This is a genomic window from Woronichinia naegeliana WA131, assembly GCA_025370055.1.
GTDB classification, from domain to species: Bacteria; Cyanobacteriota; Cyanobacteriia; order Cyanobacteriales; family Microcystaceae; genus Woronichinia; species Woronichinia naegeliana.
On record CP073041.1, the window covers coordinates 4796060 to 4813823 of the forward strand.

The 17764-nt window shown below is 43.0% G+C and carries 10 protein-coding genes and 2 pseudogenes; 10 read left to right on the forward strand and 2 right to left on the reverse strand.

Annotated features, from left to right (window positions below; all coding sequences use genetic code 11):
* Nucleotides 1-136: 136 nt before the first annotated feature.
* The 7 genes and pseudogenes from KA717_24020 (at nt 137) to KA717_24050 (ending at nt 9809) form a co-directional block, all read left to right on the forward strand.
* Nucleotides 137-601, forward strand: a complete 465-nt coding sequence (locus KA717_24020; protein ID UXE59012.1) for a DUF29 domain-containing protein — start codon at nt 137-139, stop codon at nt 599-601.
* Nucleotides 602-907: 306 nt separating this feature from the next.
* Nucleotides 908-1879 (forward strand): transposase, encoded by a 972-nt coding sequence (locus KA717_24025; GenBank protein UXE59013.1) that lies wholly within the window; start codon nt 908-910, stop codon nt 1877-1879.
* Between the two features lie 59 nt (nt 1880-1938).
* A pseudogene (locus KA717_24030) lies at nt 1939-3220 on the forward strand (ISKra4 family transposase).
* A 36-nt stretch (nt 3221-3256) separates the two neighbouring features.
* Nucleotides 3257-3733 (forward strand): hypothetical protein, encoded by a 477-nt coding sequence (locus KA717_24035; protein UXE59014.1) that lies wholly within the window; start codon nt 3257-3259, stop codon nt 3731-3733.
* Nucleotides 3734-3845: 112 nt separating this feature from the next.
* Nucleotides 3846-6935: an alpha-mannosidase gene (locus KA717_24040; protein UXE59015.1), complete on the forward strand. Its 3090-nt coding sequence runs from the start codon at nt 3846-3848 to the stop codon at nt 6933-6935.
* A 568-nt stretch (nt 6936-7503) separates the two neighbouring features.
* A complete protein-coding gene (locus tag KA717_24045) occupies nt 7504-7797 on the forward strand; it encodes a hypothetical protein (GenBank protein ID UXE59016.1) in 294 nt (97 codons plus the stop codon).
* Between the two features lie 455 nt (nt 7798-8252).
* Nucleotides 8253-9809 (forward strand): hypothetical protein, encoded by a 1557-nt coding sequence (locus KA717_24050; GenBank protein ID UXE59017.1) that lies wholly within the window; start codon nt 8253-8255, stop codon nt 9807-9809.
* Nucleotides 9810-9828: 19 nt separating this feature from the next.
* Here the strand turns inward: KA717_24050 and KA717_24055 are convergent.
* Nucleotides 9829-11110, reverse strand: a pseudogene (locus KA717_24055) (ISKra4 family transposase).
* 223 nt (nt 11111-11333) lie between these two features.
* On the opposite strand from KA717_24055, the gene KA717_24060 reads away from it, so the two are divergent.
* From KA717_24060 to KA717_24070, 3 genes are all read left to right on the forward strand, one after another.
* Nucleotides 11334-15278, forward strand: coding sequence for a hypothetical protein (locus KA717_24060; protein ID UXE59018.1), 3945 nt, complete (start codon nt 11334-11336; stop codon nt 15276-15278).
* 129 nt (nt 15279-15407) lie between these two features.
* Nucleotides 15408-15749 carry a DUF4164 domain-containing protein gene (locus KA717_24065; GenBank protein ID UXE59019.1) on the forward strand — a complete coding sequence of 114 codons (342 nt, stop codon included), beginning with the start codon at nt 15408-15410 and terminating at the stop codon, nt 15747-15749.
* Between the two features lie 172 nt (nt 15750-15921).
* Nucleotides 15922-16221 carry a DUF4090 family protein gene (locus tag KA717_24070; GenBank protein ID UXE59020.1) on the forward strand — a complete coding sequence of 100 codons (300 nt, stop codon included), beginning with the start codon at nt 15922-15924 and terminating at the stop codon, nt 16219-16221.
* Between the two features lie 47 nt (nt 16222-16268).
* Here the strand turns inward: KA717_24070 and hisD are convergent, their stop codons facing one another.
* Nucleotides 16269-17576: a histidinol dehydrogenase gene (gene hisD / locus KA717_24075; GenBank protein UXE59021.1), complete on the reverse strand. Its 1308-nt coding sequence runs from the start codon at nt 17574-17576 to the stop codon at nt 16269-16271.
* Nucleotides 17577-17764: the final 188 nt, after the last annotated feature.

A 17764-nucleotide genomic window follows, 5' to 3' on the forward strand; every position in this document is an offset into this window, starting at 1 on the left:
TTGGCAAAAAAATAAACCTCAGATTCGCTCAAAAAAGGTGATCGCGGCTTAAACCTGACATCAAAAATAACAGCGATCATTCAAAATCGTTACAATAATTCTTGTTATTAAAAACTTTTATTAGGAAGAACAAAAAATGCCGACAACCTCAACCCAAGACCAAACAATCTATGACCGTGATATTTTGCTATGGGTAGAAACCACCGTCGCTAAACTCAAAGCACGGGACTTTGAAAACCTAGATATAGACAACTTAATTGAGGAGGTAGAATCCTTGGGAATTTCGCAAAAAAAAGAACTTCTCAATCGCTTAACCACTCTATTAGAACACCTGCTAAAACGAATTTATGTTGATATTCCCTACGACTATAACGGTTGGGAAAGAACCATTCGCACCCAACGCAAAAAACTAGAAGTCTTACTCGTTCAAGTTCCTAGCCTTAAAAGCAAATGGGAAATTACCTTTGATCAAGCCTGGAAAATTACTCTCAAAACCGTCAAAGCCGAATATGCTCAAGTCAACTTTCCCGAATCCTGGCCCTTTACTTCAGACCTCGAAGCCATGCTTAATCATCAATTTTGGCAAGAAATTAATCCCTAAAACACTTAGGAAAAAAGGCGATCTCGGCTTAAACCTGACAAAAATAACGGCAATTATTCAAAATAATTATAATAATTCTTGTTATTTAAAAACTTTCATTTGAGAGCATAATCAATGCCAACAACTTCAAACCAAGACCAAATAATCTATGACCATGATATTTTACTTTAGTTTAGAAACTGGACAGTGGGAAGTTCTCGAGCAGGGTAAGTGAGAAAAGAAAATCGGACATGCGATACCCAAGAGTGCCGTTATGTCCGAAACTGGCTGATATAGAAAATCGATAGCCAGTGCTATCTATCAATTATGCAACTATGTCAGCGACTAGAGCAAATCCTAGAGAATCTCCGTCCCGCCTTTAGCCGAGAAGCAACGTACCAATGGTTTATCCTATTAGCCTGGGGAGTAGTGCTCAACAGCCAACCGAGCGCAATAACAAGCTATGTCAATGCCTTAGGGTTAACAGAGAGCTACTACCATCAGGCACTACATTGGTTTGAATCCAAGGCATTTAACGTCAAAGGACTGACCTTGGGATGGTCGAAGTGGGTAAGTCAGCATGAAAATCTATATCGAATCAAGGAAAAACGAGTGTATGTGGGGGATGGAATCAAAGTGGGGAAAGAAGGGCGCAAGATGCCAGGGGTAAAACGACTACACCAAGAATCCGGAAATGTGGCGAAGCCAGAATGGATAAGGGGGCATTACTTCAATGCCTTGAGTGTTTTGGTGGGAGCAGGAAAAGCCTGCTTTGCCTTGCCCTTAGTGTTGCGGCTAGACGATGGCATCAAGTCCAAAGCAACGGTAAAGGAAGGGAAAAAAGGCAGCAAAAAAGAGAAGACTACTCTAGTCACGAAAATGGGGGAGCTTTGCACTACCTACGCAGAGGCGGGAAGCTATGTGATTTTGGATGCTTACTTCGCTTGTGGAGCAGTGCTCAAAAGTTTTCGCCAAAATGCCTTGCATCTCATCACCCGAGTGCGTTGCTCTACAGTGGCATATGCTCCCTTTTCTTCCGTTCCGACCTTGAGGGGGAAAGGACGACCACGGCTTTGGGGGAGTTCAATAAAACTAGAAAGCCTGTTTGCTCTTGTGGAGGATTTTCCCACCGCTAAAGTCTGGCTCTATGGTCAACAAGTCTCCGTTTCTTATCAGTGCTTTGAGTTCCACTGGGATAGTCCCCATCAGCTCGTTAAGTTTGTCCTCACCCAATTGCCCAACGGACAAAGACTGATTCTGCTTTCTACTGACCTCTGTTTGACTGGGTGTGACCTTTAGTTGATGAAGGAAAAGAAAAGTGTTAACATGGGATGAAAAGTGACAAAGAGGAAACAATGATGACAGCAAAACTAATTAATGTAGAGGGTTCAAAGATAAAAATAGAACTAACATTAGAACTCAGTCGTTCAATGTTGGATACAGAAATAAATATTCAAAAAGGCTTAAACGAAGTAGGTTGCATCGCCAGCAAAGAAGCCTTGAAATATTTAGATACAGATGGTTCACCCTTAAAAATCGGTGAAGAAATCTGGAAGAGTAAGGGAGAGCAACCGAAAGAATATCAAACACCTTATGGTGAGGTTATAGTGAATCGTCATGTATATCAGCGTTCACCTTTGAGGAAAAACGTATTGCCCCTTAGAAAGAGAAGCAAGGATAATCATAACATCAACGCCATTATTGGCAAAACAGGTATCCTCAAAAATGTCAGGGATGGCAGGCAAAGAGGTGAAAAATGATTTATTAGAAAATCATGGTAGAAAAGTAGCGCTATCCTATATCCAAAGATTGAGTGAAGCAGTAGGAAGTGTGGTACAGGCAAAAGAAGAAGCGTGGAGTTATGCCCCGCCCAAGGAGGATAGCCAAATTGCAACAGTGGGAATAGGATTAGATGGAACCTGTATGCTGATGTGTGAGGATGGCTACCGTGAAGCAATGGTGGGAACCGTTTCCCTATACGATAGTGAAGGCGAACGTCAACCTACAATCTATCTAGGTGCGGCACCAGAGTATGGAAAAAAGAGTTTTCTAGAAAGATTAGAAAGAGAAATTGAGCGAGCGAAAAACCGTTATCCAGAGGCAACATTGGTCGGGATAGCAGACGGGGCAGAATCAAATTGGAAGTTTTTAGAAAAGCAAACGGAAGAACAGATATTAGATTTCTATCATGCCTCTGGTTACTTAGGTGCCTTGGCAGAAGCGTTGCATCCGAATACCGTGTCAAAACAAAAAGAATGGTTGACTGAAAATTGTCGAGAACTCAAGCATGAAAAAGGAAAAGCAGGAGAACTGCTAAATCTGATGAAAGAAGTCAAAGAAGAAAAAAGTCATTCTAAGAATCTTACCGAGAAACTACAAGCGGCGATTACTTATTACGAGAATCATCAGCATCAAATGGATTATGCTGAATACTTAGAAAAAAAGTATCCGATTGGTTCAGGTGTTACGGAAGCAGCTTGTAAGACGTTGGTCAAACAACGATTATGTTGTTCAGGGATGCGATGGAAGGAAAAAGGAGCAGGAATTATTTTGAGCCTACGAGCTTTGGTATTGACCAAGGAACGATGGAGTCAATTTTGGGCAAAACTTGATCAATATGGGTTCCCTGTAGAACCCTGATTACAACAGCTTTTATCAACTAAAGGTCGCACCCGTTTGACTGGACCTGAGATTATTGCCGCTTACGGTCTCCGATTTAAGATTGAAGTCACTTTTCGTCAATTAATCCATCTTTTGGGCGGCTTTGCCTATCGTTTTTGGCTTAAGGCTCTTCCTACTTTACCGACCTGGCCTAGCAATCTTATCCTCCCTGACTATCCCCAAACTGTTCAGACTCAGATTTTAAACAAAGTAGAAGCCTTTGAGCGTTTTGTTAATCTTCATGTCATTGTTCTCGGCTTACTTCAAATTCTTTCCTTAGAGTTACCCCAGGGGATTTGGGCTAATTTCCCTCGCTGGTTTCGGACTCTACCCTCCCATGGCTATCCTAGTGAACGCATTGCTCAACTAGCCATCCAACATCAAGCCCCAATGATTTTTCCTCAAAGTCCACCTAGTCTGCTTTTGCCTAAATTCCTTGCCGCTAAACTTGACCCTTTTCCAAGTCCTGATAGACTTACTTTGGCCGCATAGTCATTACCTTCTCTGCCATCCATAAACTTCCCACTGTCCAGTTAGAAATAAAGTTCACATTTTTGATAAAATTAAGATTCCAGGTAGTCCATAACTCTCAATTTTCCCAGCCGTGAACAATATTGAAGCCATCTCTCAATACCTCAATAAACTCCGTCAACTGACCCAACTTGATATTCAGTCCCAATGGTATTTAAGCTCAGAAATGAGTCTGACCAATCCGACCGAGGAAATTCTAGAAAATATTGCTCCTCTGAATGAAAATCATTATATTACTTGGGAAAAAGGTCATCAAGTTCAATGGTTAACCCAGAAAGTAACTATTCCTTTCCATTTAGCAGACTATCCTCTTGATGGTTTTAGCCTGAGATTATCCCTTGCCTGGTGGGCCGAAGATGCTCAAATTTATGTTAATAGTAAGCTGGCTCAAGCAGGGGATTTATTCGATTCTAGTACGCGAATTGTTCTGGCAGAATCGGCTCAACCAGGAGAGAGTTTTAACATTGTTTTGCGTCTAGTTAGCCCTGGCCATGATATAGGCGGTTTAATGCGATCGCGGCTAATCTATGAACGAGAATTTCCAGCTATTGATCCTGGCTTCGTTGCCGATGAACTGGCCGTCTTAGCTCAATATTGGCAAGCCTTTGAAGCAGAAAAATTAGAAAACTTATTAATAGCTTTAAATGGCATAAATTGGGAAAAAGTTGGTGATAGAAATTTATTTGATCAATCCTTAGCAAGATTACGACAAAACTTAAAACCCCTAGCCCAAAACATCAAAGAACGGGAATTTTACCTTCTAGGTCATGCCCATTTAGATATGGCTTGGCTTTGGCCATTGGCAGAAACCTGGGAAGTGGGAGTCAGAACCTTTCGTTCGGTGTTGAATTTACAACAGGAATTTTCAGATTTAACCTTCGGTCATACCAGTCCTATTTTATATGAATGGATTGAGCAATATCAACCTGAACTATTTAAAAAAATTCAAAAAGCTGTCAATGATCAACAATGGGAATTATTAGGTGGAATGTGGGTTGAACCGGATGTTAATTTAATTTCAGGAGAATCCTTAGTACGCCAATTACTCTACGGTCAAAGCTATTTTAAACAAAAGTTTAATCAAATCAGTAAAGTAGCTTGGCTACCCGATAGTTTTGGTTTTTGCTCTCAGTTACCGCAAATATTCAGTCAAGCTGGCATTGAGTATTTTGTGACCGGCAAACTACACTGGAATGATACAAATAAATTTCCCTATGGCGCGTTTTGGTGGCAATCTCCCGATCGCAGTCAATTAATGACCGTCTGTTCGCCGCCAAATGTAGCGGGGGTCATGGATACCAATCCCATAACCATGAGCAATTATAGTGTGCAATGGGAACAACAGACCGGTTTAAAAGCTAGTTTTTGGCTACCAGGGGTCGGCGATCATGGTGGTGGCCCCACCCGCGATATGTTAATGGTGAAAAAACGCTGGCAAGCCTCTGAATTTTTCCCTAAAATTACTAGCTCAACCGCCTTTCATTACTTAGAAAAGATTAAACAGCAATTATTACAAAAGCCAGAATTAATTCCAGTTTGGCAGGATGATCTGTATTTAGAATTCCATCGAGGTTGTTATACCACCCACGCGGATCAAAAAACAGCCAATCGACGGTCTGAAAACCAACTTTATGAAGCAGAACTATGGTCAAGTTTGGCAACCTTAAGCAGTGGGTTAGATTATCCTCAAGCCTTATTAGCATCAACTTGGAAAAAAGTTTTATTAAATCAATTTCATGATATTTTACCCGGTACTTCTATTCCCGAAGTTTTTGTCACAGCAAATCAAGATTGGCAACTCGTTCAAGCAACAACGGAGCAAATTATCAACCAGGCACTCAAGGCGATCGCTGCCCAAATTCACTATCCAAATCCACCTCAAATTAATGCCCAACCCCTGGTTATCTTTAATGGTTTGAACTGGCAACGCTCCGACCTGGTGAGAGTTAAGGTTGATTCCCCTAATTGGCAAGTCTGTGATCTGGATGGCCAAACTGTTATCACCCAACTCACCACCGACAATGAATTACTGTTTTTAGCGGAAAATATACCGGCGATCGGCTATCAACTTTACTGGCTCTGTCCTCAGCAAGGCGAGTTATCTTCCCCTCTTATTGAAAATCAGCCAATTTTAGAAAATACCTATGTGCGAGTTACCCTTGATCCAGAAACAGGAGATATCCAGAGTCTATGGAATAAGGTTCAGCAACGAGAAATTTTAGGCGGTAATGGTAATCAATTACAATTTTTTGCTGATCAAGGTCAGTATTGGGATGCTTGGAATATTGATCCTCATTATGCTAACTATCCTTTATCCCCTACCATCTTAGAATCCATAGAAATATTAGAAACAGGGCCAATTCGTTGGCGTATTCGAGTCATTAAACAGTTTCAATCTTCCCAATTTTGCCAAGATTATCTACTCGAAATTCATTCACCAATTCTTAAGATCAAAACTCAGGTGAATTGGCTGGAAAGTCAAGTCTTAGTTAAAGCTGCTTTTCCCCTAAATCTTACCAGTGAAACCATTACCTATGAAGTTCCCTGTGCTGTTATTGAACGCCCAACTTGTCCTCAAACGGCAGCCGAAAAAGCGAAGTGGGAAGTGTCTGCACTCCATTGGGGAGATTTAAGCGATCGCCATCAAAATTATGGTGTTAGTTTGCTCAATGATTGTAAGTATGGTTATGATGGTCAGCCGAGTCAATTGCGTTTAACTTTATTACGCAGTCCCAATTGGCCTGATCCAAACTGCGATCGCGGAGAACACCATTTTACCTACGCTCTTTATCCCCATCTTGGTGACTGGAAAACGGCCCAAACTGTCCGTCAAGGCTATCAATTAAATCGTCCTTTGCGGGTGTATTTCCCCACCGTTATCAAGAAAATTAGCAAGGGAAATCTATCTTCTCGTCAAAGTTTATTAACCCTAGCAGCCGACAATCTTTGCTTAATGGCTTTCAAACGTCAGGAAAATGATCCCCAGGCTTGGATATTACGTCTTTATGAATATCAAGGACAAAGTGCAACTTTCTCCTTACAAAGTCCTTTTCCTCTGGCGATTACAACTGCTGTCAATTTATTGGAAGAAAAAACTGACTTAACTTTAAGTATCTCCTCTTGGAAAATTGCTAGTTTTAGTCTAAAATATCAAAATAATTAGAAGTACGGGGCACTGGAGGAGTACTGGTTCAGGCTCGTTAAAAGTGGGAAGCCTTACTGGCTATGCCTTAGAGAGACAAGAAGTCAATATAAGTTTGGAAGATAACGACTTTAAAGTTATAGCAGTTTAACAAGTATAATAACATAAATAAATCAGCTAAAAAAGGAGAGAAGGTATGTCAGTCCAAGAGATAAACCCAAGACAAGAGTTGAATGACTCTATATTTTCCAATGGCAAAGAAAAAGAATTGTTCAAGCGAGACTGTCCTCATTGTCATAGCAAGGAAGTGACAGTTTACTCTCATTATCAAACTAAAAATAATGGGGAGAGAAAGATGTTTATCTGTCAAGAATGTGAGTCACTATTTCAGGGCAAACGCATCTTATTTTTGAACGATAGGCTAGGTAAAGGTTTCAGCAATCATTATTGATTTTTTATGAAATGCTAAAAGGCTTGTCAAATAAAGAGTCTAGAATTTTGATGCGTTTGCCCTGATTGATGACACGCCCTAGGTTTTCTACAAGAAAGTTTAGATTTTAAAATTCAACAATTTGAGGAGGAAAGAACTATGCCTTTATTAAGCAATAGGTCACTTCGTGGTATAGAGCGAGACAAGGAAATTGGCAAGGAAATTGGGGCTTTGCAAAATGCTCGTGATTATATCAAGGCAGTTTTACAAGTTCGTCTTGGTGAACTTCCCTTAGAAATAGAAACTTATCTAATGAGAACTTCTGATTTATCGGTTTTGGATGAATTATTAAAATTAGCAGCGACAACAAATTCTTTTGAGGATTTTAGGCACTGGAGAGTGCGAAGTTCTCTGTCAGACATTTTGACAAAATGCCTAAAAGCCTTGCATTGAAAGCCTTTCAGCGATTGTGAGTCTGGAAGAGGGGTGAAGGACGTTGGGGGCTGAAACCCTAGTAAACTCGTTGATTTTCCTAGAACTTCGCACTGTCCAGTTAGGCAATCAATAGAATAAATTATTTAATGAATTTTAAATGATGGCCAGAATGATGACTTTACCTAATCCTTTCAGTAGCGAGTTGAAATTAATTATAAAATGTGGGATGGGCATCCTGCCCGTCAAAGGTTAGAAGTTTGTAATAAAATTTAACATTCGTCTCTAGCCCTTGTATCTACTAGCCTTGTGGTAATTGACTCCTAGGACAGGGCTTGTTTTTTTGTATTTATTTGATAGACTAACGAAAGTTGGCCCGCTAAGAATATTACTGGAATAACTTCTGTTGTTAGAGATTCTCTTTTTCGCAGCTCTGAAGTTTTTAAATCAATATAATCACTTAACTTGTTACTATTATGAGCATTAACTCCGCATTGACTCTTGCCTATAACCAACTCACTGCTTTTGCGGGTTTGGAAAATTTCTGGAATTTGTTTGATACGGCGTTTGGAACGCAATACGACTATTTAACGGCTTTCACGCTTAAGTCGCAATGGCAAAGTCACGATTTTAGTTCGTTTCCCCAAATTGAAGTCGTCAGTAGCGAGGTTTTGGGAACGGCGAGGGGAGCTTATGCCATTAGCACGAATACAATTTATTTGTCGGATGCGTTTATCAGTTCGGCGAGTCAGCAATCTTTGGAAGCGGTTATTTTAGAGGAGTATGGGCATTTTGTGGATGCTCAGGTTAATCAAACCGATACGGCTGGGGATGAAGGGGAATTGTTTTCGGATTTGGTGCGAGGAGTTAATTTGAGTGCGGCTGAGTTGAGTCGGATTAAAACGGAAGATGATCATGCGACTCTATCTCTCAACGGCAATCTAGTACCAGTAGAACTTTCCGCCACCAACCCAAACTATCCCTGGATAACGGGCAGTTACGACACCTCAGGTTATGCCTTTGGTGTACAAATAGTGGGTAACTACGCCTATGTTGCAGATTACTATTCAGGACTACAAATAATCGACATCAGCAATCCCGCTTCTCCTACTCTCAAAGGCAGTTACAACACTCCAAGTTATGCCCAAGGTGTACAAATAGTGGGCAACTACGCCTATATTGCTGATGGTGATTCAGGACTACAAATAATCGACATCAGCAATCCCGCTTCTCCTACTCTCAAAGGCAGTTACAATACCTCAGGTTATGTCCGAGGTGTACAAATAGTGGGTAACTACGCCTATATTGCTGATGATAGTTCAGGACTACAAATAATTGACATCAGCAATCCCGCCGCTCCTACTCTCAAAGGCAGTTACAACACTCCAGGTTATGTCTTTGGTGTACAAATAGTGGGCAACCTCGCTTACGTTGCAGATTACTATTCAGGACTACAAATAATCGACATCAGCAATCCTGCCGCTCCTACTCTCAAAGGCAGTTACGACACCTCAGGTTATGCCCGAGGTGTACAAATAGTGGGTAACTACGCCTATATTGCTGATGATAGTTCAGGACTACAAATAATCGACATCAGCAATCCTGCCGCTCCTACTCTCAAAGGCAGTTACGACACCTCAGGTTATGCCCGAGGTGTACAAATAGTGGGTAACTACGCCTATATTGCTGATGATAGTTCAGGACTACAAATAATTGACATCAGCAATCCTGCTTCTCCTACTCTCAAAAGCAGTTACGACACTCCAAGTAGTGCCCAAGGTGTACAAATAGTGGGTAACTACGCCTATATTGCAGATTATGATTCAGGACTACAAATAATCGACCTTTCCACCACTAACCCGAACTATCCCTGGATCAAAGGTAGTTACGACACCCCAGGTTATGCCCAGAATGTCCAAGTAGTGGGTAACTTCGCCTATGTTGCTGATCATAATTTGGGCTTACAAATAATCAGCATTGGCAATCCTGCTTCCCCTAGCTTCAAAGGCAGTTACGACGGGTGCGACCTTTAGTTGATAAAAGCTGTTGTAATCAGGGTTCTACAGGGAACCCATATTGATCAAGTTTTGCCCAAAATTGACTCCATCGTTCCTTGGTCAATACCAAAGCTCGTAGGCTCAAAATAATTCCTGCTCCTTTTTCCTTCCATCGCATCCCTGAACAACATAATCGTTGTTTGACCAACGTCTTACAAGCTGCTTCCGTAACACCTGAACCAATCGGATACTTTTTCTCTATGTATTCAGCATAATCCATTTGATGCTGATGATTCTCGTAATAAGTAATCGCTGCTTGTAGTTTCTCGGTAAGATTCTTAGAATGACTTTTTTCTTCTTTGACTTCTTTCATCAGATTTAGCAGTTCTCCTGCTTTTCCTTTTTCATGCTTGAGTTCTCGACAATTTTCAGTCAACCATTCTTTTTGTTTTGACACGGTATTCGGATGCAACGCTTCTGCCAAGGCACCTAAGTAACCAGAGGCATGATAGAAATCTAATATCTGTTCTTCCGTTTGCTTTTCTAAAAACTTCCAATTTGATTCTGCCCCGTCTGCTATCCCGACCAATGTTGCCTCTGGATAACGGTTTTTCGCTCGCTCAATTTCTCTTTCTAATCTTTCTAGAAAACTCTTTTTTCCATACTCTGGTGCCGCACCTAGATAGATTGTAGGTTGACGTTCGCCTTCACTATCGTATAGGGAAACGGTTCCCACCATTGCTTCACGGTAGCCATCCTCACACATCAGCATACAGGTTCCATCTAATCCTATTCCCACTGTTGCAATTTGGCTATCCTCCTTGGGCGGGGCATAACTCCACGCTTCTTCTTTTGCCTGTACCACACTTCCTACTGCTTCACTCAATCTTTGGATATAGGATAGCGCTACTTTTCTACCATGATTTTCTAATAAATCATTTTTCACCTCTTTGCCTGCCATCCCTGACATTTTTGAGGATACCTGTTTTGCCAATAATGGCGTTGATGTTATGATTATCCTTGCTTCTCTTTCTAAGGGGCAATACGTTTTTCCTCAAAGGTGAACGCTGATATACATGACGATTCACTATAACCTCACCATAAGGTGTTTGATATTCTTTCGGTTGCTCTCCCTTACTCTTCCAGATTTCTTCACCGATTTTTAAGGGTGAACCATCTGTATCTAAATATTTCAAGGCTTCTTTGCTGGCGATGCAACCTACTTCGTTTAAGCCTTTTTGAATATTTATTTCTGTATCCAACATTGAACGACTTAGTTCTAATGTTAGTTCTATTTTTATCTTTGAACCCTCTACATTAATTAGTTTTGCTGTCATCATTGTTTCCTCTTTGTCACTTTTCATCTCATGTTAACACTTTTCTTTTCCTTCATCAACTAAAGGTCACGCCCGTTACGACAGTCCAGGTAATGCTTTTGATGTCCAAATAGTAGGCAACTTGGCCTATATTGCCGATGGTGATTCAGGACTACGCATAATCGACATCAGCAATCCCGCACTTCTTACTTCCAAAGGCAGTTACGACACTTCAGGTACAGCCTTGGGCGTACAAGTGGTAGGCAACTACGCCTATGTTGCAGATTATAATTCAGGACTACAGATAATCGACATCACCAATCCTGCTTCCCCTACTCTCAAAGGCAGTTACTACTCTTATCTTGCCCGTGATGTACAAATAGCAGGCAACTACGCCTATCTTGCTAGTGACACTTCAGGACTACAAATAATCGACATCACCAATCCTGCTTCCCCTACTTTCAAAGGCAGTTACAACACTCCAGGTGTGGCCTTAGAGGTACAGATAGTGGGTAGCTTGGCCTATATTGCCGATGGTGATTCAGGACTACAAATAATCGATATCACCAATCCCGCTTCCCCCACTCTCAAAGGCAGTTACGATACCCCAGGTTCTGCCCTTAATTTCCAAATAGTCGGTAATTTAGTCTATATTGCTGATAACTCTTCAGGAGTACAAATAGTTGATATTAGCAATCCTGCAAAACCGACATTCAAAGGCAGTTACGACACCCCAAATTATGCTCAAGGAGTGCAAATAGTCGGTAACTTTGCTTATGTTGCTGATAACGCTTCAGGACTACGAATAGTTGACATCAGCAATCCCTCTTCCCTTAAAGGTAATTACGACACTCCAGGTAATGCCCGTAATCTCCAAATAGTCGGTAACTTAGCCTATATTGCTGACTATAGTTCATTACAAATCATCGACATCAGCAACCCCGCTTCCTCTGTCTTTAAAGGCAGTTACAACGCTGGTTATGCCAATAATCTCCAAATAGTCGGTAACTTGGCCTATATTGCGGATGGCTCTTTAGGATTACAAGTCGTCAACATCAGCGATCCTACCGTTCCTACTTTTCAAGACAGTTACGATACGACAGGTGATGCCCAGGATGTCCAGATAGTAGGGAACTTTGCTTATGTTGCTGATGGCTCTTCAGGATTACAAATAATTGACATCAGTAATCCCTTTTCCCTGACCTTCAAAGGCAGTTACAACACCCCAGGTACTGCCCGTAATCTCCAAATAGTCGGTAACTTAGCCTATGTTGCTGATGATGATTCAGGACTACGAATAATTGACATCACCAATCCTGCTTCCCCCACCCTCAAAGGCAGTTACGACACTCCAGGTAATGCAGTAGATGTACAAATAGTAGGCAACCTGGCTTATATTGCTGATGGTGATTCAGGACTAAAAATAATCGACATCACTAATCCTGCTGCTCCGACTCTCAAAGGCAGTTATAGCACCCCAAATTTTGCACAAAGCGTGGAAATAGTGGGCAACCTCGCTTATATTGCCGATGATGATTCAGGAATACAAATAATTGATATCACCAATCCTGCCGCCCCTACTTTCAAAGCCTTTTATGGTACTCCAGGTGCAGCTTTGGGAGTAAAAGTAGTAGGAAGTACGGTTTATGCAGCCAGTGACACAAATGGAGTCAGTATCTTTGGAGCCTATAGCAGTGGTACAACTCTTAGTCTTGCCGCTACCAACGCCGTCCAAACCGAAGGCAACTCTGGCAGTAAAGCCTTTACCTTTACCGTCACCCGCACAGGCGACATCACCGCCACTAATACCGTCAACTGGGCAGTTACAGGTACAGGCACTAATCCTGCTGCGGCGGCGGACTTTGCTGGCGGCGTTTTGCCCTCTGGAACCGTCAGCTTTGCGGCTAACAGCACTTCCCAAATTATTAGTGTTTCTGTCAATGGCGATACCACCGTTGAACCCGACGAAACCTTTACCGTTACTCTTTCCAGTCCTAGTAATGGCGCGACTCTTTCCACTGCCACTGCCACAGGAACCATTACCAACGATGACCTGCCCAGTATTACTCTAGCCGTCGCTCCAACCAGCGTTAACGAAGATGGCACAACCAATCTGGTCTATACCTTCAACCGTACTGGCCCCACCACTTCTGCCCTAACCGTCAACTATGGGATTACTGGCACAGCCGATGCGACCGACTACACTGGCGCGACTCATGGTACTGGCAAAACCATCACCTTTGCAGCCAACTCAGCCACAGCCACTCTCACCATCGATCCCACAGCCGATACCACCATTGAAAGCAATGACACCGTAGCTCTAACCTTAGCAACCGGCACAGGCTATACCGTAGGCACAACCACCGCCGTCACAGGAACCATTACCAACGATGACCTACCCTCTATTACCCTAGCTGTAGCCCCAACCAGCGTTAACGAAGATGGCACAACCAATCTGGTCTATACCTTCACCCGTACTGGCCCCACCACTTCTACCCTAACCGTCAACTATGGCATCACAGGCACAGCCGATGCGACCGACTACACTGGCGCGACCCCTGGTACAGGAAAAACGATCACCTTTGCAGCCAACTCAGCCACAGCCACCCTCACCATCGATCCCACTGCCGATACCACCATTGAAAGCAATGACACTGTCGCTCTAACCTTAGCAACCGGCACAGGCTACACTGTAGGAACCACTGCCGCCGTCACAGGAACCATTACTAACGATGATTTCCCCTCTATCACCCTAGCCGTCGCCCCAACCAGCGTTACCGAAGATGGTACGACTAATCTGGTCTATACCTTCACCCGCACTGGCCCCACCACCTCAGCCCTCACCGTTAATTACAGCATTGCCGGCACAGCCGATGCTACCGACTATACTGGCGCAACTCCTGGCACAGGAAAAACGATCACCTTTGCAGCCAACTCAGCCACAGCCACTCTCACCATCGATCCCACAGCCGATACCACCATTGAAAGCAATGACACCGTAGCTCTAACCTTAGCAACCGGCACAGGCTACACCGTAGGAACCACTGCCGCCGTCACAGGAACCATTACCAACGATGACCTACCCTCTATTACCCTTGCTGTAGCTCCTACCAGTGTTACCGAAGATGGCACAACCAATCTGGTCTATACCTTCACCCGTACTGGCCCCACCACTTCTACCCTAACCGCCAACTATGGCATCACTGGCACAGCCGATACTACCGACTACACTGGCGCGACTCCTGGTACTGGCAAAACCATCACCTTTGCAGCCAACTCAGCCACAGCCACCCTCACCATTGATCCCACTGCCGATACCACCATTGAAAGCAATGAAACCGTCGCTTTAACATTAGCAACAGGCACAGGCTACACCATTGGAACCACTGCGGCAGTCACGGGAACCATTACCGATGATGACACCTCTGTCCCCAGCATTAGCTTGGCATTAAACTATGGCGGTATCAGCGAAAACAGCCCCAGTAACTTCATCTATACCTTTACTCGTACTGGCTCAACGACCAACGCCCTCACCGTTAATTATGGGATTACTGGAACCGCCGATGCGACCGACTATATAGGTGCAACTCCTGGGACAGGCAAAACCATCGTCTTCAGCGCAGGAGCCGCTACGGCCACCCTTGCCCTGGACTCAATCGGGGATACCAGCGTTGAAACTGACGAAACCATCAGCCTACAACTAGCCGCAGGAACAGGTTACACAGTGGTTACTAGTACCGCTCAAATCGCCACCATTATCAACGATGACGGAACCCGTCGCCAAAAAGGAACCAATGGCAAAGATGTCATTTTAGGCACTAATCTCGGCGACATTTTATCGGGCGGACTGGGCAACGATACTCTGACAGGGAGTGATGGCGGTGATTCTTTTCTCTTTAATGCAACCAATGAGGGCATTGATACGATTACCGACTTCTCTGTCGGCAGTGATTATTTGTTAATCAAAGGTTCTGCTTTTGGAGGTGGTTTGGTTTCGGGGGATACGATTACCTCTGCTCAGTTTATTATCGGTACAGCCGCTACTAATGCAAGTCAACGTTTCATTTACAACGCGACGAATGGAGCCTTATTCTTTGATGTGGATGGTAATGGTGCTACTTCAGCTATTCAATTTGCCACTCTCAATCCGAAGTTAGGCCTCACATTTGAAGATATTTTTATTAGCTAAATGTCGTTAAATAGGTGATCGCTTTTTTCTTAATTGGGAAAGGAAGGGGCGATCGCTTTTTTGTAATTGGGCTAGGACGGGATTATGTGCCATAAACTATAATCAACTTAATATTACTTGGAGTTAACCATGACTACTAGTCCAAAAACTACCATTAGTTATACTCTTGAAGATATCCTTGATCGCCTTGAGCAGAAAATAGATGGACAATTTGCCGAAGTCAATCAAAAAATCGACAAACAGTCCGCCGAAGTTAACAAACAGTTTGCTGAAGTTAATCAAAGGTTAAGTAAGCTAGAAATTGGATTAGTGGAACTTTCAGGTGAGATTAAAATCCTAGATGAAAAGTTTAATGGCGTGGGTAAACGTATAGATAATCAAGAATTTCTTAATCGAGGAATCTTAGGGGCGTTAATTGTGGCACTGGTCGCTGGTGCGGCTAAACTATTTGGCTGGTTGCCAACGCCTTAATTGATGATGACAAGCGGTGATCGCTGTTTATGTTTATCGGTAAGGGGCGATCGCCTAACAGCAATGACGATCCGCAGCCTTTTGTGATAGTCGCGTTATTTGATTGGCACCAAGAGAATAATCCCGCAAAAATGACAGAATAGAGACAAGCAATTATTCAACTTCCCTATTTATGTCAGACCATTCAACGCCTACTTCTACCACTGGGGCCGATGCCATTGATACCGCGATCGCGTCTGGTATTGATTTTGATGGAACGCCCATTCCCAACGCCAAACTAGAACTATATAATCGTGTGATGGGTTTAGAAGGCCAACGACAACGCAGTGGGGTTAGCAATACGATGCGCTCTCGCATTGTCCGAATTGGGGCTAAACATATTGCCCAGGCTGAACTGGATCAACAATTATTAGATGCGGGTTTTGCACCCTTAAAAGACAAGGAAATCGCTTTCTTTTACGGCGGTAAATAGGAGCCTTGAAACACTCTAGGACGAGAGAATCATCGTTTTTAACTCTTTTAAGAATCTGTATTTTCTCGTTCTCGAATTGCTAAAGCATGGGCTGGAAAATCCTCGTAATCAGCCAGAATTTTAACTGTTTCCTTCACTCGATCAAATCCTTCTTGAGTTAAATAAGCGAGGGTAGAACGCTTCAGAAAATCAAAAACGGAAACTGCCGAATAGGAGCGAGCAAAGCCTCCCGTCGGTAATACTGCATTAATGCCGATCGCATAGGTAGCTGCGGAGGAAGGGGTATAGGAACCCAGTAAAATTTCTCCGGCATTGTCAATTTTGCCGATTAATGACAGGGGATTTTGCACCAAAAGTTCTAAATGTTCTGGGGCATAATCGTTAATAAAATCCAGGGAAGCTTGTAAACTATCGGTTAACAAAATACCACCATAGGCGGCCAAACCCTGTTCACAAAAATCTCTGCGCCATTGCGGTAATTGTTGTAAATAATGCTCCAGATATTGTTGAGCTTGTTGAGCTAAATTTTCACTGTGAGTGACTAATAAAGCGGCAGAATCAGAGCCATGTTCGGCTTCAATCAACAGATCTAGGGCTGCTAATTTCGGATCGGTTGTTTCATCCGCTAAAACAATTGACTCACTGGGGCCAGCCGGTAAACCCACATCAATCGTGCCAAATAAGAGACGTTTAGCAGCCGCACCGTAAATGCTACAGGGGCCGATTAATTTATCAACTTTCGAGACAGTTTTTGTTCCTAGGGCGATCGCTGCCAGGGCCTGAACTCCTCCTAACTTATAAACCTCTGTCACTCCCGCCATCTCTGCGGCTACCAGGGAAACCGGTTCTACTTTCCCGTCTTGATCAGGAGGGGTACAAACCACAATCTTTTTAACACCAGCTACCATCGCTGGCACGGCTAACATCAGCATCATGGACGGGAAGGCCCCTTTTCCCCTAGGAACGTATAGTCCCACACTCGGAATCGGTGTAATTTTTTCGCCAGCAAAGACCCCTGGTTCCACTTCTCCTAGGTGCATCTGTGGCGGTATTTGGTCTGTATGAACGGTCTTAATATTTTTAAAACTATGTTCAACGGCTCGTCTCAGATCAGGATTGACTAAACGTTGGGCTTCGGCAAATTCCTCGGCAGTCACGCGCAGATTTTCTACCGTTGCTCCAGCATAATCAAACTTCCGTGCATACTCAATTACTCCCGCATCTCCCGTTTCTTTGATGCGATCAATCACTGTCCGGGCGATCGCCATGGCCTGATCAATATCTAATTCAGAACGGCGTTTCAGTTTGGCCAATTCGGTTGGGGTTAATTGAGATAGTTTGATAATACGGATCACAGTTTTTCTCTGTTGGTTTTATTAACTAATTAAAAACCTTGGTTTTACTTTCATTTATTGAAGACGTTAAACTTCAGATTAGGCAATTTTCCCCTTCAAAGCGTTGGTTTTCTGTTTAACCTGATCTGTTCCCCCCTAAATTAAATTCCTCAATTATGGGGAACGTTGAATTCAAAAAGACTCTGAAC

What these genes read in the sequence shown, in the direction of transcription:
- KA717_24020 (UXE59012.1), top strand. Translation starts at nt 137, where the DNA reads ATGCCGACAACCTCAACCCAAGACCAAACAATCTATGACCGTGATATT.
- KA717_24025 (UXE59013.1), top strand. Translation starts at nt 908, where the DNA reads ATGCAACTATGTCAGCGACTAGAGCAAATCCTAGAGAATCTCCGTCCC.
- KA717_24045 (UXE59016.1), top strand. Translation starts at nt 7,504, where the DNA reads ATGCCTTTATTAAGCAATAGGTCACTTCGTGGTATAGAGCGAGACAAG.
- KA717_24050 (UXE59017.1), top strand. Translation starts at nt 8,253, where the DNA reads ATGAGCATTAACTCCGCATTGACTCTTGCCTATAACCAACTCACTGCT.
- KA717_24065 (UXE59019.1), top strand. Translation starts at nt 15,408, where the DNA reads ATGACTACTAGTCCAAAAACTACCATTAGTTATACTCTTGAAGATATC.
- KA717_24070 (UXE59020.1), top strand. Translation starts at nt 15,922, where the DNA reads ATGTCAGACCATTCAACGCCTACTTCTACCACTGGGGCCGATGCCATT.